The sequence below is a fragment of the Arthrobacter sp. UCD-GKA genome (genome assembly GCF_001863355.1).
Taxonomy (GTDB): Bacteria; Actinomycetota; Actinomycetes; order Actinomycetales; family Micrococcaceae; genus Paeniglutamicibacter.
Map to the genome: position 1 here is coordinate 166,402 of NZ_MOLR01000006.1, position 25,754 is coordinate 192,155.

Sequence of the window (25,754 nt, forward strand, 5' to 3'; positions counted from 1 at the left end):
GCGCGATGGGTCAGGCGCCCGAGGCCGTGGCCGCGGGCACCGGCTTGTCCACCGCTCCCCCGTAGCGCCGGTCGCGGCTGGCGTATTCGCGCACCGCATCCCACAGCGTGGTGCGGTCCACGTCGGGCCACAGCTCGTCGATGAACACCATCTCGGCGTAGGCGGACTGCCAGAGCAGGAAGTTTGAGGTGCGCTGCTCGCCGCTGGTGCGCAGGAACAGGTCGACGTCGGGCATCTCGGGTTCGTCCAGGTGCCTGGCCACGGTCTTCTCGGTGACCTGCGAGGGCTTCAGGGTTCCGGCGGCGACCTGTTCGGCGATGGCCTTCACGGCGTCGGCGATTTCCGCCCGGCCCCCGTAGTTCACGCACATGGTCAGCTGGCAGGTCTGGTTCAAGGCGGTGAGTTCCTCGGCGGCCTTGAGCTCGTTGACCACGGAGCGCCAGAGCCGCGGTTCGCGTCCGGCCCAGCGGATCCGCACGCCCCAGCCGTCCAGGGTGTTGCGTTGGCGGCGCAGCACGTCGCGGGAGAAGCCCATCAGGAAGCGGACCTCCTCGGGGCTGCGCTTCCAGTTCTCGGTGGAGAAGGCGTAGACCGAGACGTACTTGATGCCCATCTGCACGGCCCCGGCCATCACGTCCAGCAGTGCCGCTTCCCCGGCACGGTGGCCCTCGGTGCGGGGCAGGCCGCGCGCGTTGGCCCAGCGGCCGTTGCCGTCCATCACGATCGCCACGTGCTGTGGGATCAGCTCGGGCTGGATGTAGGGCATCGGGGCGTCGCCCGGGCGGGAGGCCGGGACGCCGGGTCCGGGCTTGCCGGTGATCTTGGGGGGTTTGCTCATTGTCGCTCCACGAGTTTGAGGGATTTGACGGCTCGTTCAAGGTGCCATTGGAGGTAGTTGGCCGTGATGGTCCCGGCCTGGGCGCGGGTGGGCGCATCGGCGGCGTCCACGGTTTCCCAGTCGCCCTCCAGCAGCGCGGCAAGCAGCGTGATGGTGGCCGCGGAAGGGGACATCGAGCCGGCGGGCCGGCAGTCGTGGCAGACCACCCCGCCCAGGGGCACGTTGATGGCCTGGTGCGGGCCCACCGCCCCGCAGCGCACGCAGTGGGTGAAGCTCGGCGCCCAGCCCGCCGCGGCCAGGGCCCGAAGCAGGTAGGAGTCCAGCACGGTGCCCGGTTCGTGCCCGCCGCGGGCCAGGGTGGCCAGGGCCCCGTGCAGCAGCCGGTATTGCGCGCCGAGGGAATCGGCCTCGGAGTCGGTGAGCCGTTCGGCGGTCTCCAGCATGGCCGCGCCGGCGGTGTAGGCCGAGTAGTCGGCCACGAGTGCCTGCCCGTAGGGGTGGCGCAGCTGGGCCTGGATGATGGTGTGAAGCGAGCGTCCGGCGACGATCTGCGCCTCGACCTCCATGAAGGGTTCCAGGGTGGCCCCCAGCTTGGAGCTGGTGCGCCGCACGCCCTTGGCGACCGCGCGCACCACCCCGAGCTCGGGGCTCAGCAGCGTGATGATCCGGTCGGCCTCGCCCAGTTTGTGGGTGCGCAGGACAATGCCGCGCGTGCGGTAGCTCTTGGCTGCGAAAGTTGAACGTGACACGTATACATGATCCCAGACAAAGCCGGCCCCGGGCGTGCACGGCAGGTGTGTCCGTGTGCACGCCCGGGGCCGGCGTCGTCGATGGGGCCTATGCCAGGTCGCGCACCGCGCGGTTGACCGCGGAGATCAGCGCCTTGAGCGAGGACATGGTGGTGTTGGTGTCAACGCCCACGCCCCAGAGCACGCGCTCGCCCACGGCCGCCTCGACGTACGCGGCCGCGGAGGCGTTGCCGCCCTCGGACAGGGCGTGCTCGGAGAAGTCCAGCACGCGCACGTCCACGCCCTCGTTGCCCAGGATGTTCACCAGGGCGTTGATCGGGCCGTTGCCGGTGGCCGAGCGGCGGTGCGGAACCCCGTCGATGACCAGCGTGGTGGTCAGCTCGAAGCTTCCGTCCTCGGCGGTGTCAGCGGTGGCCGAGCCGAGCTTGAAGCGGCCCCACGGCTCGTGGTCCGAGCCCTCGGTGACCGGCAGGTACTCGTCCTGGAACACGTTCCAGATCGCGGCCGAGGAGATTTCCCCGCCCTCCCCGTCGGTCTTGCGCTGGATGACCCCGGAGAACTCAATCTGCGCGCGGCGCGGCAGATCCAGCGAGTGCTCGTTCTTCAGCAGGTAGGCGACCCCGCCCTTGCCGGACTGCGAGTTCACGCGGATCACGGCCTCGTAGGAGCGGCCGATGTCCTTCGGGTCCACCGGGAGGTAGGGCACGCCCCAGGTGATCTCGTCGATGGTCTTGCCGGCCGCCTTGGCGTCGGCCTCCATGGACTCGAAGCCCTTCTTGATGGCGTCCTGGTGGGAGCCGGAGAAGGCGGTGAAGACCAGGTCCCCGCCGTAGGGGGAACGTTCCGGGACCGGCAGCTGGTTGCAGTATTCGACGGTGCGGCGGATCTCGTCCATGTCCGAGAAGTCCAGCATCGGGTCGATGCCCTGGCCGAACATGTTCATGCCCAGGGTGACCAGGTCGACGTTGCCGGTGCGCTCCCCGTTGCCGAAGAGGCAGCCCTCGATGCGGTCGGCGCCGGCCAGGTAGCCCAGCTCGGCGGCGGCGACGCCGGTGCCGCGGTCATTGTGCGGGTGCAGGGAGAGCACGATGGAGTCGCGGTTGGCCAGATTGCGGTGCATCCACTCGATGGAGTCCGCGTACACGTTGGGGGTGGCCATTTCCACGGTTGCCGGCAGGTTCAGGATCATCTTGTTTTCCGGGGAGGCCTCGAGGACCTCGGCCACGGCATCGGAGATGCGCTTGGCGAATTCCAGCTCGGTGCCGGTGAAGGACTCCGGGGAGTATTCGTAGGTGATCTTGGTGCCGACCAGTTGTTCCTCGTACTTCTTGCACAGCCGCGCGCCGGTCAGCGCAATGTCGACGATGCCGTCCTGGTCCTGGTTGAACACCACGCGGCGCTGGAGCACCGAGGTGGAGTTGTACAGGTGCACGATGGCCTGCTTCGCGCCCTCGAGCGCCTCGTAGGTGCGCTCGATCAGGTGTTCGCGGGACTGGGTAAGGACCTGGATGGTCACGTCGTCCGGGATGCCGCGCTCGATGAGCTGGCGGACGAAGTCGAAGTCGGTCTGCGAGGCCGAGGGGAACCCGACCTCGATCTCCTTGAAGCCCATCTTCACGAGCAGGTCGAACATCTTGTGCTTGCGCTCGGGGCTCATCGGGTCGATCAGCGCCTGGTTGCCGTCACGCAGGTCGACTGCGCACCAGCGCGGGGCCTGGGTGATGTACTTGTCCGGCCAGGTGCGGTCGGGCAGCGAGACGTTGATCTGGTCCTGGAACGGCACATACTTGTGGATGGGCATTCCGGAGGGCTTTTGCATGTTTTGCATTTCTGGTGGGCCTTTTCCTTGGTGGTGCGAAAGTGGGCCGGGACAATGGGTGACTCCGCAGCGAGGGGTCGGCCGAAGGACGCGTTAGAGTCCTGTCTGGGTCTCGCCGCGGCGGCTTAGTAGAAGTAGTCCGAAATGCACAAGATCACCATAACATCGACCTCCGCCCGCCCATGAAGCAGGTCACCTAATTGTTGCGGGTGCGTGTCACATAGCAAGGGGTGCCCCGGAAAACCGGGACACCCGTTGCGCCCGGGTCCGCCGGGGTGGCTAGAAGCCGAGCTTGCCCAGCTGCTTGGGGTCGCGCTGCCATTCCTTGGCGATCTTCACGTGCAGGTCCAGGTAGACCCGGGTGCCCAGCAGCGCCTCGATCCCCTTGCGCGAACGGGTTCCGACGTCGCGCAGGCGCGCCCCGCCCTTGCCGATGATGATGGCCTTCTGGCTGGGGCGCTCCACGTAGAGGTTCACCCGCACATCCAGCAACGGGCTGTCCTCGGGGCGTCCCTCGCGCGGAACCATTTCCTCCACGACCACGGCCAGGGAGTGCGGAAGCTCGTCGCGCACGCCCTCCAATGCGGCCTCGCGGATCAGCTCGGAGACCATCTTGGCCTCCGGCTCGTCGGTCAGCTCCCCGTCCGGGTACAGCGGCGGGGACAGCGGCATCTGCTTGACCAGCACGTCGGCGACCTCGGAGACCTGGAAGTCCTTGGTGGCCGAGACCGGCACGACCGCCGCCCAGCCGCCCTCGCCCAGGGTGTCGACCCCGAGCTGGGTGACCGCGAGCAGCTGCGCCATCAGCGCGGCCCGGTCCACGGTGTCGGCCTTGGTCACGATCGCGACGATGGGCTTCTTCTGCAGCTGCGCCAGCTGGGTGGCGATGAACCTGTCGCCCGGGCCGATCTTCTCGTTGGCCGGCAGGCAGAAGCCGATGGCGTCGACCTCGGAGAGCGTGTCCGCCACCAGGTCGTTGAGGCGCTGGCCCAGCAGGGTGCGCGGGCGGTGCAGGCCCGGGGTGTCGACCAGGATCAGCTGCGCGTCCTCGCGGTGCACGATGCCGCGGATGGTGTGCCGGGTGGTCTGCGGCTTGGCCGAGGTGATGGCGACCTTCTGGCCCACCAACGCGTTGGTCAGCGTCGACTTGCCCGCGTTGGGGCGGCCCACGAAGGAGGTGAACCCGGCGCGGAAGTCCTCGGGCCAGCCTCCGGTGGGCAGCATCTGTGGCTTCTTGATGTTCCGGCTCATGATTGCTCCTTGTGATGCCCTGCATCCTTGTCGGCGAGGTGTTCGCCGGTCTTGGGTTGTTCTTCTGCCTTGCGCACCAGGATCTTGCCGATCCGGTTGCGTCGTCCGCTCAATGAGAGGACCTTCATCTCGATGCCCTCGAAGCTGGCGTGCGATCCGAGCACCGGCACCGATTCGAGCACCTTGCCCAGCAGCCCGCCCACCGAGTCGACCTCGTCTTCCTCGATGTCGATGTCGAAGAGCTCCCCGAGGTCGTCGATGGAGGTGTGGGCGCGCACCACGAAGCTGCCGTCGCCCAGGTCCTCGATCTCGATCTTGGCCCGGTCGTATTCGTCGTCGATCTCCCCGACGATTTCCTCGATGAGGTCCTCGAGGGTGACCAGTCCGGCGGTGCCGCCGTACTCGTCGATGACGATGGCCATGTGCGTAGATTCCTGCTGCAACTCGGGCAGCAGTTCGGCCACGGACTTGGATTCCGGGACGTAGCGGGTCTTGCGGGCCAGGTCCTCGACCTTGTCGGTCGAGTCCGGACTCAGGTGCAGCCGGTAGGCCACGTCCTTGAGGTAGACGATGCCGAAGATGTCATCGGCGTCCTCCCCGATCACCGGGACGCGCGAGCAGCCCGAGGCCAGGAACAGGTCCATGGCCGCGTTGAGCCCCTCGCCCTTGTCGATGGTGACCATGTCGGTGCGCGGGACCATCACCGAGCGGACGTAGGTGTCTTCCATGTCGAAGACCGAGTTGATGATTTCCGCCGCATCGTCCTCCAGTTCGTCGCCCTCGGTGGCACGGTCCACCAGGTCGCGCAGGCGCTCCTTGGACAGGAAGCCCTCGTCCTCGGCGACCGAGCGCGGGCTCATGGCCTTGCCGATGCCCACCAGCCAGGCCGGGATCGGGCCCAGGAGCACGCGCAGGAACCGGACCAGCGGCGCGGTGTGGCGCACCACCGATTCGGCATGGGAACGCCCGTAGCGCCGCGGGGAGACGCCGACCAGCACGAAGCTGACCGCGGCCATGGTGACGGTGGCCAGCAGGCCCACGACCCAGATGTTGTCCAACAGGTCGTGGTAGAACAGCGCGACCGCGACCGCGGAAGCGGTCTCGAACCAGATGCGCCAGAAGCGCACGGCGTGGGTGTGGCTCAGCGATTCGGCGAGGATGTTGCTCAGGTGCTTCTGGCCGTATTCGCTGCGCAGCGCCTCGGCCTGCTGGCGCGAGAGATAGAGGTAGGCCGACTCGGCGGCCGTGAGCATGGCGGCACTGAGGATGAACACCAGCGCACAGATCGCGAGAATGGTCGCGGTCACTAGTCCATCGTCTCCCGGGGTGCGGGGCGGCCCAGGAAACCTTCGAGCAGCGCCCGCTGCAGGGAGAACATGACTTCTTTTTCATCGGGTTCGGCGTGGTCGAAGCCCAAAAGGTGCAGCATGCCGTGGGTGGCCAGCAGCAGGATCTCGTCCTCCACCGAATGTCCCCCGGTGGCGGCCTGGGTGGTGGCAACCTGCGGGCAGATCACGATGTCCCCAAGCATCCCGGCCGCGGTGGGCGAGCCGGGGGTGCCGGGGCGCAGCTCGTCCATGGGGAAGCTCATCACGTCGGTGGGGCCTTCGAGGTCCATCCACTCCACGTGCAGCGCGCTAATCGGCTCCTCGTCGAGCAGGATGATCGACACGTCGGTTTCCGGGTGCACGTACAGTTCGGCCAGGATGTGGCGACCCAGCGCGCTGATGCGCTCCAGGTCCGCGGCAATCGCGGACTCGTTGTTGACCTCTACGCTCATGGGGCGTGCTCCTGGTTCGCGGGCGCTGTGCCCGGCTGCTTCGTCTCTGTGGGGTGTTCGGGGTTCCGTCCGCCGCCGGCGCGCCGCCTGGCGCGGGCCTTGGAACGGTTGAAGTTGGGGTCCTGGCGCACGGTCCAGCGCTCGTAGGCGCCCACGATCGCGCCGACCAGGCGGTGGCGGACCACGTCGGTGGCGTCGAGTTCGCAGAAGGCGATGTCGTCCACGCCCTCGAGGATCTCGGTGACCACGCGCAGCCCGGACTTGGTGCCCCCGGGCAAATCGACCTGGGTGATGTCGCCGGTGACCACGATCTTGGAGCCGAAGCCCAGGCGGGTGAGGAACATCTTCATCTGTTCGGGCGTGGTGTTCTGCGCCTCGTCGAGGATGATGAACGCGTCGTTCAGGGTGCGCCCGCGCATGTAGGCCAGGGGGGCGACCTCGATGGTGCCGGCGGCCAGCAGCCGGGGCATCGAATCCGGTTCGATCATGTCGTGCAGAGCATCGTAGAGCGGACGCAGGTAGGGGTCGATCTTGTCGGTGAGGGTGCCGGGCAAAAAGCCCAGCTTCTCCCCCGCCTCGACGGCCGGGCGGGTCAGGATGATGCGGCTGACCTCCTTGGCCTGCAGCGCGGCGACCGCCTTGGCCATGGCCAGGTAGGTCTTGCCGGTGCCCGCGGGCCCGATGCCGAAGATCACGGTGTTGGTGTCGATGGCATCGACGTAGGACTTCTGGTTCACGGTCTTGGGGCGGATGGCCTTGCCGCGGCCCGAGAGGATTTTCAGGCCCAGCACCGACGATCCGTTCTCGGAGCCGGAGCTCTCCAGCATGCGCACGAGCTGCTCGATGGTGTGGGCGGAAATGCGGGTGCCGTTGCCGGCCAGCGTGCGGGCCTCGGTGATGACGCGCAGGGCCTTGTGGGCCTGGGTCGCGTCCCCGGAAACCCGCAGGTCGTTGCCGCGGGCGTGGAGCTCCACCTGCGGGTAGGCCCCGGTGATCACGCGCAGCAATTCGTCGTGCGCGCCGAGGGTGGCGACCATTTGGTCCGAACTGTCGAATTGGACCAGCGCGTCGGTTCCCCGGGGCCGGTCCTCCTGGCTCACTTGTTGGTCCATACGACTGTTGCAGCCTCCGCATTCCGTGCCGGCGAATGGCGCCCGCGGTCCTTCCGCTGCCATGGTTCCCTGCACTGGCTCAATCCTATCGTGGATGGCCGCGCCCCGACCGGCGGCCGGTGTGCCTTCGAAGCCGGGCGGGGGCTCCGGAACCCGCGGCAAGCGGGCCGGAAACCTGAGCGCGAAAGGTATCTGAAGCAAATGTGCAACGATTCGGGCACAACTTCGGTTGGCAGATATCAATCAGGCAACAGTCCTGCGGATCGACGGGTTTTGCTGCCTACCGTTCATCAAGTTATGCCAAGCTGGGTTGGAACCGGAAGCGGGTCTCCCCCTCGCGAATCCGGCTTCACCGGTTCCCCCGCCCAGCAACTTGCCAGAGAGCTTTCCCATTAAGATGTCCTGTTCACGTAGTTCCTCCCGGACCCGCCTTGCGGTGCTGGGCCTCACCGTGGTGCTCGGCACCCTTGCGGCCTGCGGTCTGGGCTCGGCGACCGACCAGTACTCGATGCCGAAGGCCGCCACCAGCGTGCAGACCCCCACCCCGCTCTCGAGCGTGGAAATGGAATCGTTGAACACCAACCCCCACGTCCCGGTGTACTGGTTGGCGGAGAACGACGGGACCGTGTCCCTGTACCGCGAGTTTGTCCGGGTCAAGGACGCCGCCGACCCGATCGCCGATTCGGTCCGCTACATGCTCACCCAGAAGCCCGCAGACCCGCGCTACTTCAGTGCCTGGCGACCCAGTGCCGCGGTGGGGGCCTCCGTCAGCCCCGACAACGTGATCACCGTGGACCTTTCGGCCAAGGCCTTCGGCTCGGAAGTCGATGCGGGCCTGGCCGAGCGTTCCATTGCCCAGCTGGTCTACACCGCCACCGCCGCCGCCGCGAATGCCGGAATCCTCGCCGAGGGCCTGGAGCCAAGCGTGCGGATCCTGGTCGACGGGGAATCGGGCTACGAGGCCTTCGGCCAGATCCCGCTCGACCACAACTTCGTGCGTGACGTCCACCTGGCCGCCCCGCTGTGGATCATCGACCCGCAGTTCGGCGGCACCGAGAAGGCCGGCCAGGTCACCTTCCACGGGGTCAGCGCATCGTTCTCCGGCGGGGAGTCCTGGGAGATCACCCGCCGCGGGGAATCCCCCGAGGACAACCAGGTCGTGGCCTCCGGCGACCTGCACACGGGCGGGGATTCGCTGGGCCACAACGAGTTCTCCTTCACCTATGTGCTGGCGCCGGGCAACTACACCTTCTCCGCCTGGGGAATCGACGCCGCCACCGGTCGCCACGCCGGCACCGAATCCAAGGACTTCGCCGTCACCAAGTAGCCGGACCGCGGCAACGATACCCACCACATGCACGGAAGGGATCCCCCGAAAAGGGGGATCCCTCTGTGCATGTTGCTTCTTCGTCGGAGCGGGCCGGCAGCCGGCTCCCTAGAGCTGGCCGAGCAGGTGGCGCACCAGCACCAGCGCGGCAGGGCCGGCGGTGGAGGCCCGCAGCACGTGGCTGCCCAGCAGCGCGACCTTGGCCCCGGCCGCGATGAACTTCTCAAGCTCGGCATCGGAGATCCCGCCCTCCGGGCCCACCACCAGCGTGACTTCCGGTCGCGCGCCGGCCCCGGCAGACGGTGCCGGCGGGTTGACTTCAAGCCATTGGGCCACCACCGCTGCCAACGAGTCGGTTCCGGCTTCGTGCAGGATCACCACCAGGGTCGGCACCCCGGAGGAGGCGCGCGCGGCGATGTCCCGGGCCAGCCCGGAGCTGGTGAGCATCGGGCGGACCTCGGGCAGGAAGGTGCGGCGGGATTGCTTCAGCGCCGCCAGCACCGTGGATTCCCACTTGCCCAGCGCCTTGGCCGCCTTGGCCTCGTTCCAGCGCACGATCGCGCGGTCCGACTGCCAGGGCCGCACCGCATCGATGCCCAGCTCGACCGCGGATTCCACGGCCTGCAGGTCGCGGTCGCCCTTGGCCAGGGCCTGGACCAAGGTGATGCCCACCGGTGCGGCGGCCTCGACCTCCAGGGCGCGCACGATCGCCTCGAGCGCGGACTTCTGCGTGTCGGTGACCTCGGCGATGGCGCGCACCCCGGACCCGTCGACCAAATCGATCAGTTCCCCGGCCCGAACGCGCTTGACCGTCACCGCATGGTGGCCCTCGGGCCCGTCCAGGTGCAGTTCGGTGCCCGTGCGCGCACCGGCAAGCTCACCGGCGGGAAGGAAGAAGCACTGGTTGCTCATGCGCCCAGGTTGCCCAGCTTCCCGCGCAGGCGGGAGAACATGCCGCCGCTGTTTTCCATGCGGCCCTCGGCGAATTCCTCGCCGCGGAGCTTGGCCAGCTGTTCGAGCAGCTCGCGCTGCGCCGCGTCGACCTTGGTGGGGGTCTCGACGTGCAGGTGCACGATGATGTCCCCGCGCTTGCCGCCGCGCAGCCGCGGGACCCCGAGCCCGGGCAGGCGCACGGTGTCGCCCGACTGGGCGCCGGATTCGACCTCGATGACCTGGGAACCGTCGAAGGTCTCCAGGTCCAGGTCGGCGCCGAGGGCCGCGGCGGTCATCGGGACGTTCATCCGGGCGTGCAGGTCGACGCCGTCGCGTTCGAAGATCTTGTGGCGCCGCACCTCGATCTCGACGTACAGGTCCCCGTTGGGGCCGCCGCCGGGACCCGCCTCGCCCTGGTTGGCCAGATGGATGCGGGTGCCGCTGGCCACGCCGGCGGGAATCTTCAGCTGCTTGGAGATGCGCTCGCGGACCCGGCCCTGGCCGCTGCAGTCGATGCAGGGGTCTTCGATGGTGGTGCCGAAGCCGCGGCAGGCGGCACAGGTCTCCACCGTCATCATCTGGCCCAGGAAGGAGCGCACCGGGCGCTGGATCTGGCCGGCGCCGTGGCAGATGGTGCAGGTGACCGGGGAGGTGCCCGGGCGGCAGCAGCTGCCCTGGCAGGTGGAGCAGGTCACGGCCGTTTCCATCTCCAGCGGGTAGACCGTTCCGGCGACGGCGTCGCCCAGGTCGATGGTGGCGGTGATCAGCGCGTCGCGGCCGCGCTGGGTGCGCGAGGCCGGGCCCTGCGCCCCGCCGCCGCCGCCGAAGAACTGCTCGAAGATGTCCCCGAACCCCCCGCCGAAACCGCCGCCGCCGCCGAAACCGGTCTGGCCGTTGCCGTTCTCGTTGCCGGTGGCGTCGTAGTTGGCGCGCTTGTCCGCATCCGAGAGCACCTCGTAGGCGCGGGTGACCAGCTTGAATTTCTCGCTGGCATCCTCGCCGGGGTTCACATCCGGGTGCAGCTTGCGGGCCAACTTGCGGTAGGCCTTCTTGATTTCCTCGCCGGTGGCGTCCTTGCTGACGCCCAGGACTTCGTAATGGGTGCTCACAGTGCTCGCTGTGTCCTTTCGTACTTCAAAAAATTGCTGGCGACCCGCATCAGCCGGCCAGGATTCGTGACAGGTATCGGGCGACGGCACGCACGGCGGCCATCGAGGTGGGGTAGTTCATCCGGGTGGGGCCCAGCACGCCGATCATGGCCTGCTCGCCGGGGCCGTAGCCGGTGGCGACGACCGAGGCCTCGGTCAGCGCACCGTACTGGTTCTCGGCCCCGATGCCCACAGCGATGCCATGGGCGTCCTGCTCCAGCTCGGAGAAGAGGCGCAAGAGCACCACCTGCTCCTCCAGGGCCTCGAGCACCGGGGTGATGCTCAGCGGGAAATCAATGTTGGCGCGTGCCAGGTTCGCGGTGCCCGCAGTGAGGATCCTGTCCACCGCGGAATTGCGTGCCAGCGCGCCCAGGGCCTCGCTGACCGTGCGCACCGCCGGTGCCAGGCGCGGCTCCACGAGATCCGGAATGCCCTGGGCAAGCCGGGCAACCTCGGCAATCGGCTTGGCGTCAAGCGCCAAGAGCAGCACCTGGCGCAACCGGCCCAGGTCTTCATCGCCCAGGGCGCCGGGCAACAGGACCACGCGCTGCTCGACCTTGCCGCTGGAGGCGATGAGCACCACCAGGGTCTGCCCGGCACCGAGCCCGACCAACTCGATGTGGCGCACGGTGGCGTTGGAGAAGTGCGGGACCTGGATCAGGGCTACCTGCCGGGTGATGCTCGCCAGCAGCCGCACGGTGTTCTCCAGCACGTCGTTGACGTCGTGGGAACCCTCGAGCAGCGCGGCAATGGCGCGGCGTTCGGCGGCAGAGAGCGGCTTGATGTCGCCGATCTGGTCGACGAAGTGCCGGTAGCCCTTTTCCGTGGGGATCCGCCCGGAGGAGGTGTGCGGGGCAACGATCAGCCCCTCTTCCTCCAGGGAAGCCATGTCGTTGCGGATGGTGGCCGCCGACACGCCCAGGTTGTGGCGATCGAGCAGGGCACGCGAACCGACAGGTTCGCGCGACTGCACATAATCTTCAACGATGGCTCGAAGGACCTCGAGCCGACGCGGTTCGGTCATTCTCACCTCTCCTGACAAGCCGGTTCACCATGGTCAAGGGATGGCATTGCACACGCCCCGGCCGGGTTCCGGGGTTCGGGGGCGCGCATTGGCACTCGACACGTTCAACTGCTAAGTCTAATACGTTCCGAACCTCTTGTTAGCATGGTTTGGTCCCTGGCCGCGATGCCGCGTTCGACACACCTGCCGATTGCACCAGGCCCGTGGCTCCGGTCCCGAGGCCGGGGCCCGTGCGCGCAGCGGACCAAGGACCTGTGAACCCATAGGTGAAAGTGACACGATGAGCTACCACGGCTGGGGCGCCCAGGACATCAGCGCCCCCAAGAAACGCGTATTGCGCAAGGTCCCGCTCGCCCTAGGCCTGTTGCTCGAGGACGTCGAGAGCGGCTGGGTCGGCGAGGTCGTACGAAGCGAGAAGTCCGGCGGCATGCGCGTGCTGGTCCTGGAGGACCGGCATGGCCGCACCAAGTCGTTCCGCGCCGGCTTTGGCTTCCTGCTCGAGGGCGAACCGGTGGAGATCATCGAGCCGGCCGCGGCTCCCGCCGTTCCCCTGGGCACGGCCCGCAGCGCCTCGGGCTCGCGCATGGTCACCGACCTGAAGGCCCGCACCGCCCGGGCCAGCCGCATCTGGGTCGAAGGCAAGCACGATGCCCAGCTGGTCGAGAAGGTCTGGGGCCACGACCTGCGCGTCGAGGGCATTGTGGTCGAGCCGCTGCACGGCGTCGACGATCTGGCCGGCGCCATCCGCGCCTTCGCCCCTTCCCCGCAGCGCAAGCTCGGCGTCCTGGTCGACCACCTGCTTCCGGGAACCAAGGAGGCAAAGATCGCCGCCGAGGCCATGCGGGTTCCGGGGGCCGCGGGCAACGTGCTGATCGTCGGTCACCCGTACGTCGATGTGTGGCAGGCCATCCGGCCCTCCGTGCTGAAGATCCGCGCCTGGCCGGTGGTCCCGCGCGGAACCGACTGGAAGACCGGCATCCTCAAGGGACTGGGCTGGCCGCACGCCGAGCAGGTCGATGTGGCCCAGGGCTGGGAACGCATCCTGGGGCAGGTTCGCTCCTATGCGGACCTGGAGCCCTCACTGCTGGGCCGGGTCGAGGAAGTCATCGACTTCCTCACCGCCGGGGACCACTGACCGGATCGCGCAGGTCACCGGCCAGGTCCCGCGGGTGAGGTTGCTCACCCGGGGATCGGTGAACGGGCACGTGGAGATGCGGGGATGGTTACGAATCAACAACAAAGGCGTCCCGTTGCCCCGAATGCGGGCCAAACGGCATTTCGCGTTCATCGGCGATCCCCGTTTGAGGATAAACTGGCCAACGGTTCACCCAACGCAACGAAGAGGACATCAGCAGTGGCAAACGAGGCACGAAATGCTCCCGGTGGCGACAGCCAGCCGGATCGATTCGAAGGTTCCTCGGCCGCACCCCTGCCCCTGACGCCTTCCGAGGACCGGCAGTGGGCCATGATCGCCCACTTTGGCGCGATCCTGGGATGCATCCCCTCGTTGATCATCTACGCGGTCTTCCGCGCCCGCGGCCCGTTCACCGCCCAGGAATCCAAGGAAGCGCTGAACTTCACCTTCCCGCTGACCGTCCTGGCGATCGTGCTGCACCTGTTCTCGCTGCTCCCCGGCATCGGCTGGGTCTTTGCGATCCTCGTCGTGGCCATCTGGCTCTTCCTGACCATCAGCGGCGTGCGCGCCGGCATCAACGCGAACAAGTCGCGCCCCTACCGCTACGGGCTGAACCTGCGCCTCTTCCGCTAGACCGGACCACCACCAACCAGCAAATGCAAAAGACGGTGTGTGTACCGGCCCCCATGGGTCCGGTACACGCACCGTCTTTTCTGTTTCCCGGGCCGGGCAGGAGCTAGAAGTCCAGCAACCGCCGCAGCACCGCATCGGCCAGCAACCGGCCCTGCAGGGTCAGCACGACCTTCTTCGCAAACGCTTCCTCGGGAACGACCAGCCCGTCGGCGATCAGCCCGGCGATGGCCTTGCGGCCCTCGGGCAGCAGCTCGGCGGTGTCCATGCCATCCACGATGCGGGTCAGCAACATGGCCTTTTCCAGGTAGCGCGCCTCGGCGTCAGGGGTTTCCCGCCCGGCCGCCGGCGAGGTCCCGGCGTCGATGCGCTGCTGGTAGGCGGCCGGGTGCTTGACGTTCCACCAGCGCAGCCCGCCCACGTGGGAGTGCGCACCGGGGCCCGCTCCCCACCAGTCGCCGCCGCGCCAGTAGGCAAGGTTGTGCAGGCAGCGGGTGGATTCGTCCTTGGACCAGTTGCTGACCTCGTACCAGTTGTAGCCGGCGGCGCCAAAGAGCTCGTCGGCGATCAGGTACTTGTCGGCGTGGTCGTCGTCATCGATGTTGGCGACCTCGCCGCGGCGGATCTGCCCGGCCAGCCGGGTGCCCTCCTCGATGATCAGTGCGTACGCCGAGATGTGGTCCGGATCATAGCCCAGCGCGGTCTCCACGCTGGTGCGCCAATCCTGGATCGACTCCCCCGGCGTGCCGTAGATCAGGTCCACGCTCACCTGCAGGCCGGCATCCTTGGCCCAGGCCACCGCCATGCCTACCCGCTCGGGGTTGTGCGTGCGGTCCAGGGTCTTCAGCACGTGCGGGACGGCAGACTGCATGCCGATCGACACACGGGTGAACCCGCCGTCCTTGAGCACCTGCAGCGACTCGCGGGTGACCGAGTCGGGGTTGGCCTCGGTGGTGATCTCCGCGTCGGGAGCCAGATCCCATTGGGTGCGGATTTCGGCCAGCACCCGGACCAGGTCGCTGGCGGGAAGCAGCGTGGGGGTGCCGCCGCCGAAGAAGACGGTGGACACCTCGCGGCGGGGAACGCCGGATTCCTCCAGGACCTTCGCGCCGAAGGCGATCTCCGCGGAGACCGCCTCGGCGTAGGTGTCCTGGCTGGATCCGGAGCCCAGCTCGTGCGCCGTGTAGGTGTTGAAGTCGCAGTAGCCGCAGCGCACGGCACAGAATGGAATGTGGACGTACACCGAGAAGGTGCGCTCCGCGGCGCCGTCGAGGCAGGTTGCCGGAAGCAACCCGTTGGACGGCGCCGGGTCCCCGAGGGGCAAGGCAGAAGGCATTGCTACTTCTTCTTGGGCTCGTCGGATGACAGGGCGACGATGAAGGCTTCCTGGGGAACCTCCACGCGGCCGACCATCTTCATGCGCTTCTTGCCGGCCTTCTGCTTTTCCAGCAGCTTGCGCTTGCGGGAAATGTCGCCGCCGTAGCACTTGGCCAGGACGTCCTTGCGGATGGCGCGGATGGACTCGCGGGCAATGATGCGCGAGCCGATGGCTGCCTGGATCGGCACCTCGAACTGCTGGCGGGGAATCAGTTCGCGCAGCTTCTGGGTCATCATCAACCCGTAGGCGTAGGCCTTGTCACGGTGGGTGACGGCGGAAAACGCATCGACCTGTTCGCCCTGGAGCAGGATGTCGACCTTCACCAGGTCCGAGACCTGTTCGCCGTCGGCCTTCCAGTCCAGCGAGGCGTAGCCGCGGGTCTTGGACTTGAGCACATCGAAGAAGTCGAAGACGATCTCGGCCAGCGGAAGCCAGTAGCGGATCTCCACGCGTTCCTCGGAGAGGTAGTCCATGCCGCGCATGACGCCGCGGCGGGACTGGCACAATTCCATGATGGCTCCGACGAATTCGTTCGGTGCCAGGATCGTGGCAGCCACCATGGGCTCGTGGACCTCGAGGATCTTCCCGTCGGGGAATTCGCTCGGGTTGGTCACGGTGCGCAGCTTCTTGTCATCGGTCATGACCTCGTACACCACGTTCGGCGCGGTGGAGATCAAATCGAGGTTGAATTCCGCCTCGAGGCGCTCGCGGGTGATTTCCAGGTGCAACAGGCCCAGGAAGCCGACGCGGAAGCCGAAGCCCAGCGCCACCGAGGTTTCCGGGACGTAGGTCAGTGCCGCGTCGTTGAGCTGCAGCTTGTCCAGGGCATCGCGCAGGGCCGGGTAGTCCGACCCGTCGATCGGGTACAGGCCGGAGAAGACCATGGGCTTCGGGTCCTGGTAGCCGCCCAGGGACTTTTCGGCCGGCTTGGCGAAGTTGGTGACGGTGTCGCCGACCTTGGACTGGCGCACGTCCTTCACGCCGGTGATCAGGTAGCCGACCTCGCCGACGCCCAGGCCCTTGCTGGGCTTGGGCTCCGGGGAGGAAACCCCGATTTCCAGCAGTTCGTAGGTGGTGCCGGTGGACATCATCTGCACCTTTTCGCGGGGCGAGATCTTCCCGTCGACCACGCGGACATAGGTGACCACGCCGCGGTAGGTGTCGTAGACCGAATCGAAGATCATCGCGCGGGCCGGTGCGTCCGGGTCGCCCACCGGGGCGGGCAGGTCGCGCACGACCTTGTCCAGCAGCGCCTCGACGCCCATGCCGGTCTTGCCCGAGACCTGGAGGATGTCCTCCGGGTCGCAGCCGATGAGCTTGGAGATCTCCGCCGCGTACTTCTCGGGCTGTGCGGAGGGAAGGTCGATCTTGTTGAGCACGGGAATGATCGTCATGTCATTCTCCATGGCCAGGTAGAGGTTCGCCAGCGTCTGGGCCTCGATGCCCTGGGCGGCATCCACCAGCAGGATCGCACCTTCGCAGGCTGCCAGCGAACGCGAAACCTCGTAGGTGAAGTCGACGTGTCCGGGGGTGTCGATCATGTTCAGTGCGTAGGACTGGCCATCGACCTCCCACGGCATGCGTACGGCCTGGGACTTGATGGTGATGCCGCGTTCGCGCTCAATATCCATGCGGTCCAGGTACTGGGCCTTCATGTCGCGTGAGGAGACGATTCCGGTGAGCTGCAACATCCGGTCGGCCAGGGTCGACTTACCGTGGTCGATGTGGGCGATGATGCAGAAGTTTCTGATGATCGCCGGATCAGTCGCGGCAGGCACCGGTGCGGTGCGGGCCATGGGTGACACGTAAGGGACCTCGCTAAGGGGGACGAAAATGTTAAGTGGGGTGCAAAATACTTCGCACAGGCCATTCTCCCATGATTGGGGCCACGCTGTCGCACTGCGACTCGGGTGCGGGACCCAGCTGGTAGTTTGTGCACATGAAGTTCAACTCCAACTCGGTCCTTCGCTTCCTGGGCCGCGTGCTCGAATCCGCCCTGAAGGGTGCCTCGAAGCAGCAACGCGGCACCACCCGTCCGACCGGCAAGCGTCCCGCGGCACCCTCGACGCGCAGGCCCGCCCCGCACCGCCCTGCTTCGACGTCCCCTGCGCCCGGGGCATCCGGAACCTGGGAATTCGGCGGATACCCCGGCGACTTCACGGGAGCCGTGCGGGCGCATTACGCCCCGAAGGCCGACGGACGCCCGGACCCGGGAGAAATCGTCTGGGCCTGGATCCCCTACGAGGAAGACCATGCCCAGGGCAAGGACCGCCCAGTGCTACTGGTGGGCCGCGAGAACGGCTACCTGCTGGCCTTGATGCTGACATCCAAGGACCACAGCAACGAGCAGGTGCGGGACCGCGACTATGTCGACATCGGCACCGGGCCCTGGGACAGGCAGGGCCGACCCAGCGAGGTTAAGCTCGACCGGGTCATCCGCCTGCGCGAAGCCGGGATCCGCCGGGAGGGCGCAATCCTGGACAGCAAGCGCTTCGCCCTGGTCGCCGGGAAGCTCTCCGGCAACTAACCCTGTGCATCGTGCTGGGCACCACGTAGATATCGGTGCCACGCAACGCCTCTTGGCGCAGCGCCAGCGGTGTAATGCCGAACGGCGCCTTGAAGGCGCGCGTGAAGTAGCTCTGCGAGGCAAAGCCAAGCTCCCACGCAATTCGGCCCACCGACCTGGAACCCTGGGCGGGATCGGCCAAGTACAAGCCGATCTTCGACGCCCTGGGGGTCACCGACGCCACCACCGACGAGGAATTCGTCGCGAAGCTCAAGATGCGCAAGGAAAACTCGCCCGAGGGCGCCGCACGCCGCAAGGCCCGGCGTGCCGCCCTGGACAACAAGGACTACGAGTTCAACGCCCAGGGCGCGGAGATCGGCCAGTTCTACGAGTCGAGCGCCGTGGTTTCCGACGGCGGCACACGCCCCGAAGCCAGCCAAGACCGGATGCTCCGCCACCAGAAGTCCACCTATCCGGGCCTGCGCCTGCCACACGCCTGGATCGGGGACCGGGACGCCAAGTTCTCCACCCACGACATCGCCAAGGACACCGGGTTTACGCTCTTCACCGGCATCACCGGACAGCCGTGGGCCGACGCTGCGGCCGAGGTCGCTGCGGGACTGGGCATCGACCTGGTGGCCGTGGTCATCGGCGAGGGCCTTGAGGTGCAGGATCTCTACGGCGATTGGATGCGCCAACGCGAGATCGACGAGGACGGCGTCATCCTGGTCCGACCGGACAAGCACATCGGGTGGCGGTCCCATCAGATGGTTGCGGATCCGCAGTCCGCGCTTTTCGAGGTGTTGGCCTCAATACTGGGACACCCGGCCCCGGATGCCGGCATATCGATCGGCGACCTGATGGAGCTTGCGCACTAGATTCCGGGAAAAACTGCTGTGTACCCGACGCCCTGCCTTTCCAGGCTGGGCGCCGGGCTTTCCGCTTCCGGGGTGCTGCATTGCGTGGGGAATCCCGTGAACACCGCTTCGCCGCGTCAGGCGCAGCTCACACTCCTGCCGGCCGTATCGACTCGTGATGGCCATCCGAACCTGCTAGTATTATTTCTTGTGTGTCCGCGCAGGTCGACGGGCACTTCTCCCGGGTCGCCATAGGTATCCCCACGCCGCTCAGTCAATGGCCCGGAAGATATCCCTCACCGACCATTACAAGCGATGAGCAAGAGAGTTTAATACAGTGGCTAATATCAAGTCCCAGAAGAAGCGCATTCTCACCAACGAGAAGTCGCGCCAGCGTAACGCTGCCGTCAAGTCCGAGCTTCGCACCGCAATCCGCGCAGTGAACACTGCCGTTGCAGCCGAAGACAAGGATGCAGCAGCAACCGCGCTGGTTGCAGCTGGCCGCAAGATCGACAAGGCCGCCACGAAGGGTGTGCTGCACAAGAACAACGCAGCAAACCACAAGTCGGCCATCTCCAAGAAGGTTAACGCCCTCTAAGGATTGCGTCACTGAAGCAAAAGGCTTCCTTTCCTCCATATCTAGGGGAACGGAAGCCTTTTGTGTCTTAACCCGATTTCCGCTTCTTTCCCCACGGTGCTTGCAGGAAACACCCTGCCGGCCCGGATAGGCTCGGTCCGGTTCCCGTTCGGGGGCCGCCTCGAGCAGCAACGGCCCCGGAAGCGAGTTACCACCGATCCATGAGCGATGACACCGCACCGCGACGGGAACCCGTCCGAACACATCCGGCCTTGCGACTGGAATCCCTGCCGCAGATCCGGCGATGGATCATCGTTCCCGGCATGCTTCTCGCCGCGGTGCTGGCCCTGGGTTTCAGTGCCCGTTTCATCCCGGGCTTTGCCGGTGCGGAATTGGTGGCGGACCAGGAGCTCAGCCGGCACCACGACGGGGTGCTCAACGCGGCGGCCATGGCCCTGAGTGGGATTTTCAGCCCCGTGGGCGGGACTGTCCTGTTGGCGCTGGCCTGCCTGTTCCTGTTGGTCGTGCGCCGCGCCCCGGTCAATGCGATGGCTTTCGGGTCCGTCGCCTCCGTGGGCTGGCTTTCTGCCCAACTGGTCAAGGTCGTCGTGGAACGGCCGCGGCCGAACCCGGCCCTGCTCGCTGACCCGCTGGCACCCGAAACCGGCTTTGACTCATTCCCCTCGGGGCACGTGAGCCTGGCCGTGGGCCTGGCCTTCGCCATCTGGTTCCTGGCCCGCGGAACCCGACGGGAACGGTTCTCGGTGGTTCTCGGCGCCGTGATGGTGGTCGGACTGGCGCTTTCGCGCCTTTACGTTGGGGTTCACTATCCCTCGGATGTGCTGGCCGCGATGGTGAGTGCCAGTGCCGCGGTCCTGTTCTTTTGTGGACTATGGAACCGCTACGCCATGGCGTTGGTCTCCCGGCTGGGGTTCCTGCGCCCGTTCGGTCCCTTGCCCCAGAGACCCCCGGCAGCCGGTCCGTTGCCGCGGTCCGGGACCTGAGCCTCGTCCGGCTTCGCGGCTCCGCGTGTGGCCTGCCTAGCGGCGTGCTGCCAACGATATCTGGGTCACGGCCCGCTCCACGGCGTATTCGGGGTCGCGCGACGCGCCCTTGACCTGGGCATCGGCCTCCGCGACCAGCCGGATACAGCGGGCAATGTCGTCGACGTTCCAATGCCGGGCCTGTTCCTGGGCCTGCTGGACCTGCCACGGCGGCATGCCCAACTCGCTGGCCAGCTGGCCTGAGGACTTGCGTGCCCCGGCTACCTTGGCGACCTGGCGCAGCTTCATGGCCAGGGTCGCGACGATCGGCACCGGGTCGGTCCCCGTGGCCAACGCGTGGCGCAGCGTGCTCAGGGCGATGTCGGCCCGGCCCGCCAAGGCGGCATCGGCAACCTTGAACCCGGTGGCCTCGACGCGGCCGCCATAGTATTTGTCGACCATGTCCTGGTCGATGGCCCCGGTGGTGTCCTGCAACAGCTGGGAGCAGGCGGCAGCCAGTTCCGAGAGATCGCTGCCCAGTGCGGCAACCAGGGCGCGGGCACCCTCGGCACTGAGCTTGCGCTTGGCCGCCCGGAATTCCTGGGTGACGAAGTCGACCTTCTCGGAATCCTTCTTCAGCGGCTGGCAGTCAACGAGGACCGCTCCGGCGGCCTTGAGCGCATCCAGCAGCTTCTTCCCGCGCACTCCCCCGGAATGGTGCATGACCAAGGTGGTATCGGGCGCCGGGGACTTCGCGTAGGCCAGGGCGTCGTTGAGGAAATCCTCGTTCATCGCGGCCATCGAGCGTACCTCGATGAGCTTGGTTTCGCTGAACAGCGAGGGGCTGGAGGCCAGCAGCAGTTCGCCGCGTTCGTAGCTGTTGGCTTCGAAGCGGACCAGCTCGATCTCGGGACCGGCACGCAGGGCCGAACGCACGGCATCAAAGGCGCGGCTGGCCAGCAATTCCTCGGAACCCTGCAACAGGACCAGCGGCGCGGGAGCCACGGACCGCCATGAAATGCCCGCGTTCTTGGATGTGCCTCGTGGCGCTGCCATGACCGACCTTTACCTAGTGTTTGAACAACCCCATCGATCCTATCCCCAAGCCCGGAAAGCGGCATATCCCCTATGGTTGTCCGGTATTCGTGTCGATCACGGTCCCGACGCCGGGCCCGGCCCGAGGGAGGAAACCGCCAACCCATTTCCGTCCCAGCCCACGATGATGGTCCCGCGGATATCGGTGCGCAGCGCCACCACGTGGTTCTCCTCCAGCGCCCGAAGCGCCGTGTCCGAGGGGTGGCCATAGGTGTTCTCCCTGCCCACGCTGATCAGTGCGACCGCCGGGCGGACGATCGACGCCGTGCGCACCCCGCCGTTCTCGGCGCCGTGGTGCGAGACCTTGAGCACGTCCGCGTGCCCGATCAGCCCCTGGTCGATGAGCTGGTCCATGGCTTCGTCCTCCATGTCGCCGGTTGCCAGGATGGAGATCCGGCGTGGGTTGCCGGGCACCTCGACCTCGAAACGGATCACCAGCGAAGCGTCGTTCTCCCCCGTGAACACCCCGTCGGGGATCGGGCCCAGGACCCGCCAGGCCACGGTCCCGGCCCTTCCCGTCGCCCCGGAACCGAGCTGGCTGGCGGTCGGCTTGATGCCGCGGGAATCGGTGAGCCGGGGCGGATCCGCCGGGTCATCGGCCGCCGAGTAATAGAGGTCCTCCACGGGCCGCCGCTCGCCCACCCCGGCAATCCCGCCGTCGTGGTCTGCATGGCGGTGGGTGATGAACAATGCGGCCACATTCCTCACGCGCATCCGCTGCAGGCAGGCCGCGATGTCCTCCGGGGTCCTGCCGGTGTCGACCACCACCGCCCCGGCGTCCCCGGCATTGATCAGCAACCCGTCGCCCTGGCCGACATCGCAGGCAACCACCAGCCAATCGCCGACGGGTGCCGGCACCAGCGCGGTGACCGGCAACAGCAGGCCCAGCAGCACCCCGGTCACCACGCCCTGGGCGGCCAGCGCAATGCGCGATCGCCACGATCCGGTGGACGGATGCACGTGGCCCAGCGCCACCAGCGTTCCCAGGACGATTCCCCACGCAAGCAGGACGCCTGCCGCCCCGACCGGCCACGGACGCAGCGCCCCGGGCAGCGCGGCGATCCAGGTTCCCACCAGACCCACCATCATGGTGGGCATCCCGGCCACCCACACCAGTTCCATGCCCGCCAGCGGGAAGAACATCAGGACCACCACGGCCAGCGTTCCGGCCACGGTGATGAGGGCGATGAACGGCGAGACCAGGAGATTCGCGGGGACCGAGTACAGCGAGAATGCCGGATTCAGCGCCACCAGGACCGGCAGGCAGGCGATCTGCGAGGCCAGCGCAACCGCTGTCCCCTCCGCCAGGATGGCCGGCATCCACCGGTTCAGCCCCGCGGCCATCCGCCGGCCGATGACCACGATGCCGGCGGTGGCCAGGACCGAAAGCTGGAAGGCGGGCTCGCCGGCCAGCCAGGGATCGATGGCCAGCAGCAGCACGACGGCGAGGAGCAGTGCCGCGAGGGCGCTCCTGCCGCGGGAGGCGTGCAGGCCGAGCGCCGCGATGGTGCCCATCACCGCCGCGCGCAGGACACTGGGTTCGTAGCCCACTAGGAATACGAATCCGAGCAACGCCGCCAGGCCCAGCCCGAGCGTGGGCAGGCGTCCGAGTCCCAGCAAGCGCCCGAGAGACATGACGAAACCCAGCACCATGGCACAGTTTGCCCCGCTGACCGCGCTGAGGTGGGACAGGCCCGCGACCTTCATCGCCTCGCCCAGCGCCTCGTCCATCCCGCTGCGGTCCCCGAACACCATGCCCGGAAGCAGCGCCCGGGCAGGCTGTGGCAACACCGCGGCGGCGGAGACAAAGCGTTCCCGCATGGCCTGGAACACCCCCGGGGCAGGCGGGGTGCCCACCGGCACAAGGCCGGCCGCGGCATTGAGCCAGAAGTGCTGCCTGTCCCCCGGTTCGCTGGCGGCAACGGTGGCCAGCACCTCGACGGTGCTGCCGCCGGCTAGCGGGATCTTCGGGCTCCGCGATTCGGGCCAGCTCAGCCGCACCGGCACCCCGGAGACCCTCCATCGGCCATTGCCGGCAACCACCAGGGCACGCGCGTCCACGGTGAACTGCCGGTGCGGCCGGGCATCCTCGGAGAACCTGTCCGTTTGCATCGATGCCCGCGGGGCCTCGGTGAACGCCAGCTGTATCCGCACCGGGGACCCGTCGCGGGCCGCGTCTTCCAGCGCGTCGGGGTTGGTCCCGGCACCTGTCAGCACCAGCTGCGTGAACACCAGAGCCGCTGCGGCACAGCAGAGGGCGGGAGCCGCAAAGCTGGGCGTCACAGCCGGCCCCAGGCGCCCGTGCCGCGGGCGCAACAAGGCCAGCAGTCCGGCACCCGCAAGCAGCCACATTCCCACCGCCCAAAATACCTGGTGCAGCTGTCCCAGCTGCACCCCGCCGAGCGCCGCACTCCAGGCACCGGCCAGCGCCCAGCACCCGCGCAGGTCAACCCGGCCGGGCTCCCGATCCGGCTCCCCATTCGAACGCCGGGCCAAGGCTGCCTGCATCAGGCCCGCGAGCCCACCCATGGCGCGGGCCGGCTTCCGCTTTCCTCCAGCGGCTTGTTCACGCCGCTTATAAGAGCCCATGCCCTCCAGTGCACACGATCCCGCTGCCGTGCGTTCAGGGTCGGTGCCCGGTTGTGGAGAAACACGGCCGATAACCCGGAGGCCGACAGCAGGGGTGCTGGTCGCTTCCTGCACTCCCGGGGCTGGCCGGTTCCATGGGCAATTTTGGTGGTTGTGTCGGGCGCTGCTCCACCGCGTGGTTCACCCACGCTCTCTCTTGGTGACGCTATCGCCTGCAGTAGCAAACCTACCCAGGGCAAGACCCATGCCACCAGTGAATTCGTCCGGACCGGAATCGTCGCCTGATCATCAACCGCCGCGCCCCTCAGCACGGCTCCTTGCGAGTGCTTGACACCACCAGGGGTTGGGAATTCCACGCATGGCAATCGACCATACGCCTGACGTTGCATGCTCGCGGGGCCAGTGCTGGGTGGCATAAACCCATGGTGGCGGGACGACACACGAATACTGCTCCGTGAGCCGATGCGTTCTCCGCGATAGCAGGCGGAAGCGCAGGCCCGGACCCTTCTGCGCCTCTCAGCCGCGGCGACGCCGGGCTCGCGCGCCGAATGCATCGAGTGCGGCGAGGATTTCCGTCGCCTGCCAGATGCGGTTCCGTCGGCCGCTGCTGATCTGGGTGAGCACCTCGGCGTCGACCAGCCGGTCGATGGCTTTCTGGGCCGCGACGTCGCTGATCTGCAACTCACCGGCCAGGGTCTTTGCGTTCACCACGGGTTGGCGGAGCAGATAGCTCTTCGCCTTGTGCACGGATGAGTCGCTTCGGGCCACGACCAAGTCGTCCCAGCGCGCAGCTGCGTCTTGAATGTCCCTCACGAGTACACGTCCGTTCCGGATCGCGGCAAAGGATGCCTCGGCCACGGCGGTGACGATGGCGCTTGTGTTCCCGGCCCGATACTCGGTCAGCGCGCGGAAGTAGGCATCGGTGTCGTGGAGGAGCCCAGCTGAGACGGGCACGGTGACATTGCGGGTCAGGCCGCCGTGGCGGAGCATGCCCTGCAGGAGTGCCCGCCCGGTCCGGCCGTTGCCGTCGGGGAAGGGATGGATGGTCTCGAACTGCGCGTGGGCAATCGCCGCCTGGATGAGCACCGGCACGTCTGTGCGCCGGGCGAATGCGACAACGTCGGCCATCAAGCTCGAGACGCGGGTGTGGTGGGGCGGCACAAACGCTGCGGTGTGCGGCGAAATGCTGCCGCCGCCGATCCATACTTGTTCGTTGCGCCAGTAGCCGACATATTCGGGCGCAGTGTCCCGCAGCAACGCATCGTGCATCGCGATGATCGAGTGCTCATCCAGTTGGTCGGACAGCGCGATGGCCGCGGTCATGGCGCGAACGTTTGCAAAGACCAAGCGCGCGTTCCCGGACTTCGACTCGCCGATCTCCGCGAGGGCCACCTGCTTGGCGCTGGAGGTGAGGTTCTCCACTTCCGAGCTGGAAGCAGACTCGCTGCGCAGCAGGATGGATGCGAACGGGGCGGCGATCGTTCCGGCCTCGGCGTCGAATCGGGCGAGTTCCTGGCTCGCATCATCGGCCAGGGCGATCGTCTCGGCGGGCAGTGCAACCGGTGTTGCAGCGATGAGCGGCGGGACGGCGGCCCGGTAGTCGCCGCGGGCCTGGAGCTTGGCCCTACGTGAGGCTACTTCGTTCCCGGAGCGCACCCACGGACGTGCTTCGTATCCGGTCGCCGGCCAGACGCCGGACTGCTGCTTATCTGTGGTCACCACCCAAACATACCAAAGGATATGCACTTAGCCTTTGGTATGGACGACGCTTGAAAACTATATCAAGCGGAAACAGTCACACACCCACCGCACAGAACACCTGGTGCAGCTGCAATCCTCCCAGCGCCGCAACCCAGGCACCGGCCAACGCCCAGCACCCGCGGAGATCAACCCGACCGGGCTCGGGATCCGGCTCCGCTTGCGGCCGCCGGGCCATTCGGGCGCGCAAGGCATCCGTACGCTTGCCCCTGGCGGAAGCCGGGTTCCGCTTGCGGCCCGCGGCATGATCGCCCCACTTGCGAGA

The 25,754-nt window shown here is 67.3% G+C and carries 23 protein-coding genes; 7 read left to right on the top strand and 16 right to left on the bottom strand.

From position 1 onward, the window contains the following. Positions 1–10: 10 nt before the first annotated feature. From BLJ79_RS12385 to BLJ79_RS12415, 7 genes are all read right to left on the bottom strand, one after another. Entirely contained in the window at positions 11–838 is an 828-nt protein-coding gene (locus BLJ79_RS12385) for an isoprenyl transferase (RefSeq protein ID WP_139194848.1), read from the bottom strand. Continuing rightward, complete coding sequence (recO, locus tag BLJ79_RS12390) at positions 835–1,587, bottom strand: DNA repair protein RecO (protein ID WP_071215055.1); 753 nt, start codon at positions 1,585–1,587, stop codon at positions 835–837. The genes BLJ79_RS12385 and recO overlap by 4 nt, the downstream gene beginning before the upstream one ends. 88 nt (positions 1,588–1,675) lie before the next feature. Continuing rightward, positions 1,676–3,415, bottom strand: coding sequence for a 2-isopropylmalate synthase (leuA, locus tag BLJ79_RS12395; protein WP_071215056.1), 1,740 nt, complete (start codon positions 3,413–3,415; stop codon positions 1,676–1,678). 270 nt (positions 3,416–3,685) lie between these two features. Beyond that, positions 3,686–4,657, bottom strand: a complete 972-nt coding sequence (gene era / locus BLJ79_RS12400) for a GTPase Era (protein ID WP_071215057.1) — start codon at positions 4,655–4,657, stop codon at positions 3,686–3,688. Then, positions 4,654–5,964 carry a hemolysin family protein gene (locus BLJ79_RS12405; RefSeq protein ID WP_071215058.1) on the bottom strand — a complete coding sequence of 437 codons (1,311 nt, stop codon included), beginning with the start codon at positions 5,962–5,964 and terminating at the stop codon, positions 4,654–4,656. The genes era and BLJ79_RS12405 overlap by 4 nt, the downstream gene beginning before the upstream one ends. Next, entirely contained in the window at positions 5,964–6,437 is a 474-nt protein-coding gene (gene ybeY, locus BLJ79_RS12410) for an rRNA maturation RNase YbeY (protein WP_071215059.1), read from the bottom strand. The genes BLJ79_RS12405 and ybeY overlap by 1 nt, the downstream gene beginning before the upstream one ends. Next, positions 6,434–7,549, bottom strand: coding sequence for a PhoH family protein (locus tag BLJ79_RS12415; protein WP_083411257.1), 1,116 nt, complete (start codon positions 7,547–7,549; stop codon positions 6,434–6,436). The genes ybeY and BLJ79_RS12415 overlap by 4 nt, the downstream gene beginning before the upstream one ends. Positions 7,550–7,946: 397 nt before the next feature. Between BLJ79_RS12415 and BLJ79_RS12420 the strand changes: the two genes are divergently transcribed. Further along, on the top strand, positions 7,947–8,876 hold the full coding sequence (locus BLJ79_RS12420) for a GerMN domain-containing protein (protein ID WP_083411258.1): 930 nt from the start codon (positions 7,947–7,949) through the stop codon (positions 8,874–8,876). A gap of 108 nt (positions 8,877–8,984) precedes the next feature. Here the strand turns inward: BLJ79_RS12420 and BLJ79_RS12425 are convergent, their stop codons facing one another. The 3 genes from BLJ79_RS12425 to hrcA are packed head-to-tail and all read right to left on the bottom strand — an operon-like array spanning position 8,985 to position 11,981. After that, complete coding sequence (locus tag BLJ79_RS12425) at positions 8,985–9,788, bottom strand: 16S rRNA (uracil(1498)-N(3))-methyltransferase (RefSeq protein ID WP_071215061.1); 804 nt, start codon at positions 9,786–9,788, stop codon at positions 8,985–8,987. Further along, the gene (dnaJ, locus tag BLJ79_RS12430; protein ID WP_071215062.1) at positions 9,785–10,918 is read right to left on the bottom strand and encodes a molecular chaperone DnaJ; all 1,134 of its coding nucleotides are present in this window, start codon (positions 10,916–10,918) and stop codon (positions 9,785–9,787) included. The genes BLJ79_RS12425 and dnaJ overlap by 4 nt, the downstream gene beginning before the upstream one ends. A 49-nt stretch (positions 10,919–10,967) precedes the next feature. Continuing rightward, on the bottom strand, positions 10,968–11,981 hold the full coding sequence (hrcA, locus tag BLJ79_RS12435) for a heat-inducible transcriptional repressor HrcA (protein WP_071215063.1): 1,014 nt from the start codon (positions 11,979–11,981) through the stop codon (positions 10,968–10,970). 280 nt (positions 11,982–12,261) lie between these two features. On the opposite strand from hrcA, the gene BLJ79_RS12440 reads away from it, so the two are divergent. Then, positions 12,262–13,116 (top strand): DUF3097 family protein, encoded by an 855-nt coding sequence (locus BLJ79_RS12440; protein WP_071215064.1) that lies wholly within the window; start codon positions 12,262–12,264, stop codon positions 13,114–13,116. Between the two features lie 219 nt (positions 13,117–13,335). Continuing rightward, positions 13,336–13,749 (top strand): DUF4870 domain-containing protein, encoded by a 414-nt coding sequence (locus BLJ79_RS12445; protein ID WP_083411259.1) that lies wholly within the window; start codon positions 13,336–13,338, stop codon positions 13,747–13,749. 103 nt (positions 13,750–13,852) lie between these two features. On the opposite strand, the gene hemW is transcribed toward BLJ79_RS12445, so the two are convergent. Next, positions 13,853–15,082, bottom strand: a complete 1,230-nt coding sequence (gene hemW, locus BLJ79_RS12450; RefSeq protein WP_071215065.1) for a radical SAM family heme chaperone HemW — start codon at positions 15,080–15,082, stop codon at positions 13,853–13,855. A gap of 2 nt (positions 15,083–15,084) precedes the next feature. Next, the gene (gene lepA / locus BLJ79_RS12455; protein WP_175475473.1) at positions 15,085–16,929 is read right to left on the bottom strand and encodes a translation elongation factor 4; all 1,845 of its coding nucleotides are present in this window, start codon (positions 16,927–16,929) and stop codon (positions 15,085–15,087) included. Positions 16,930–17,063: 134 nt separating this feature from the next. Here lepA and BLJ79_RS12460 point away from each other — a divergent pair, with 134 nt between their 5' ends. Then, positions 17,064–17,651: a type II toxin-antitoxin system PemK/MazF family toxin gene (locus BLJ79_RS12460; RefSeq protein ID WP_071215067.1), complete on the top strand. Its 588-nt coding sequence runs from the start codon at positions 17,064–17,066 to the stop codon at positions 17,649–17,651. Here BLJ79_RS12460 and BLJ79_RS22430 read toward each other — a convergent pair. Beyond that, positions 17,557–17,877, bottom strand: coding sequence for a helix-turn-helix domain-containing protein (locus tag BLJ79_RS22430; protein WP_353615476.1), 321 nt, complete (start codon positions 17,875–17,877; stop codon positions 17,557–17,559). The genes BLJ79_RS12460 and BLJ79_RS22430 overlap by 95 nt on opposite strands. A gap of 28 nt (positions 17,878–17,905) precedes the next feature. On the opposite strand from BLJ79_RS22430, the gene BLJ79_RS12465 reads away from it, so the two are divergent. The 3 genes from BLJ79_RS12465 (at position 17,906) to BLJ79_RS12475 (ending at position 20,068) form a co-directional block, all read left to right on the top strand. After that, positions 17,906–18,508: an aromatic-ring hydroxylase C-terminal domain-containing protein gene (locus BLJ79_RS12465; RefSeq protein WP_286135377.1), complete on the top strand. Its 603-nt coding sequence runs from the start codon at positions 17,906–17,908 to the stop codon at positions 18,506–18,508. 316 nt (positions 18,509–18,824) lie between these two features. Further along, positions 18,825–19,085 (top strand): 30S ribosomal protein S20, encoded by a 261-nt coding sequence (gene rpsT / locus BLJ79_RS12470; RefSeq protein ID WP_071215068.1) that lies wholly within the window; start codon positions 18,825–18,827, stop codon positions 19,083–19,085. 200 nt (positions 19,086–19,285) lie between these two features. After that, positions 19,286–20,068 (top strand): phosphatase PAP2 family protein, encoded by a 783-nt coding sequence (locus tag BLJ79_RS12475; protein ID WP_083411260.1) that lies wholly within the window; start codon positions 19,286–19,288, stop codon positions 20,066–20,068. 36 nt (positions 20,069–20,104) lie between these two features. On the opposite strand, the gene holA is transcribed toward BLJ79_RS12475, so the two are convergent. From holA to BLJ79_RS12490, 3 genes are all read right to left on the bottom strand, one after another. Further along, positions 20,105–21,103: a DNA polymerase III subunit delta gene (gene holA / locus BLJ79_RS12480; RefSeq protein WP_071215069.1), complete on the bottom strand. Its 999-nt coding sequence runs from the start codon at positions 21,101–21,103 to the stop codon at positions 20,105–20,107. A 96-nt stretch (positions 21,104–21,199) separates the two neighbouring features. Continuing rightward, positions 21,200–23,671 (bottom strand): ComEC/Rec2 family competence protein, encoded by a 2,472-nt coding sequence (locus tag BLJ79_RS12485; protein ID WP_071215070.1) that lies wholly within the window; start codon positions 23,669–23,671, stop codon positions 21,200–21,202. 576 nt (positions 23,672–24,247) lie between these two features. After that, entirely contained in the window at positions 24,248–25,450 is a 1,203-nt protein-coding gene (locus BLJ79_RS12490) for a Fic family protein (protein ID WP_083411280.1), read from the bottom strand. Positions 25,451–25,754: the final 304 nt, after the last annotated feature.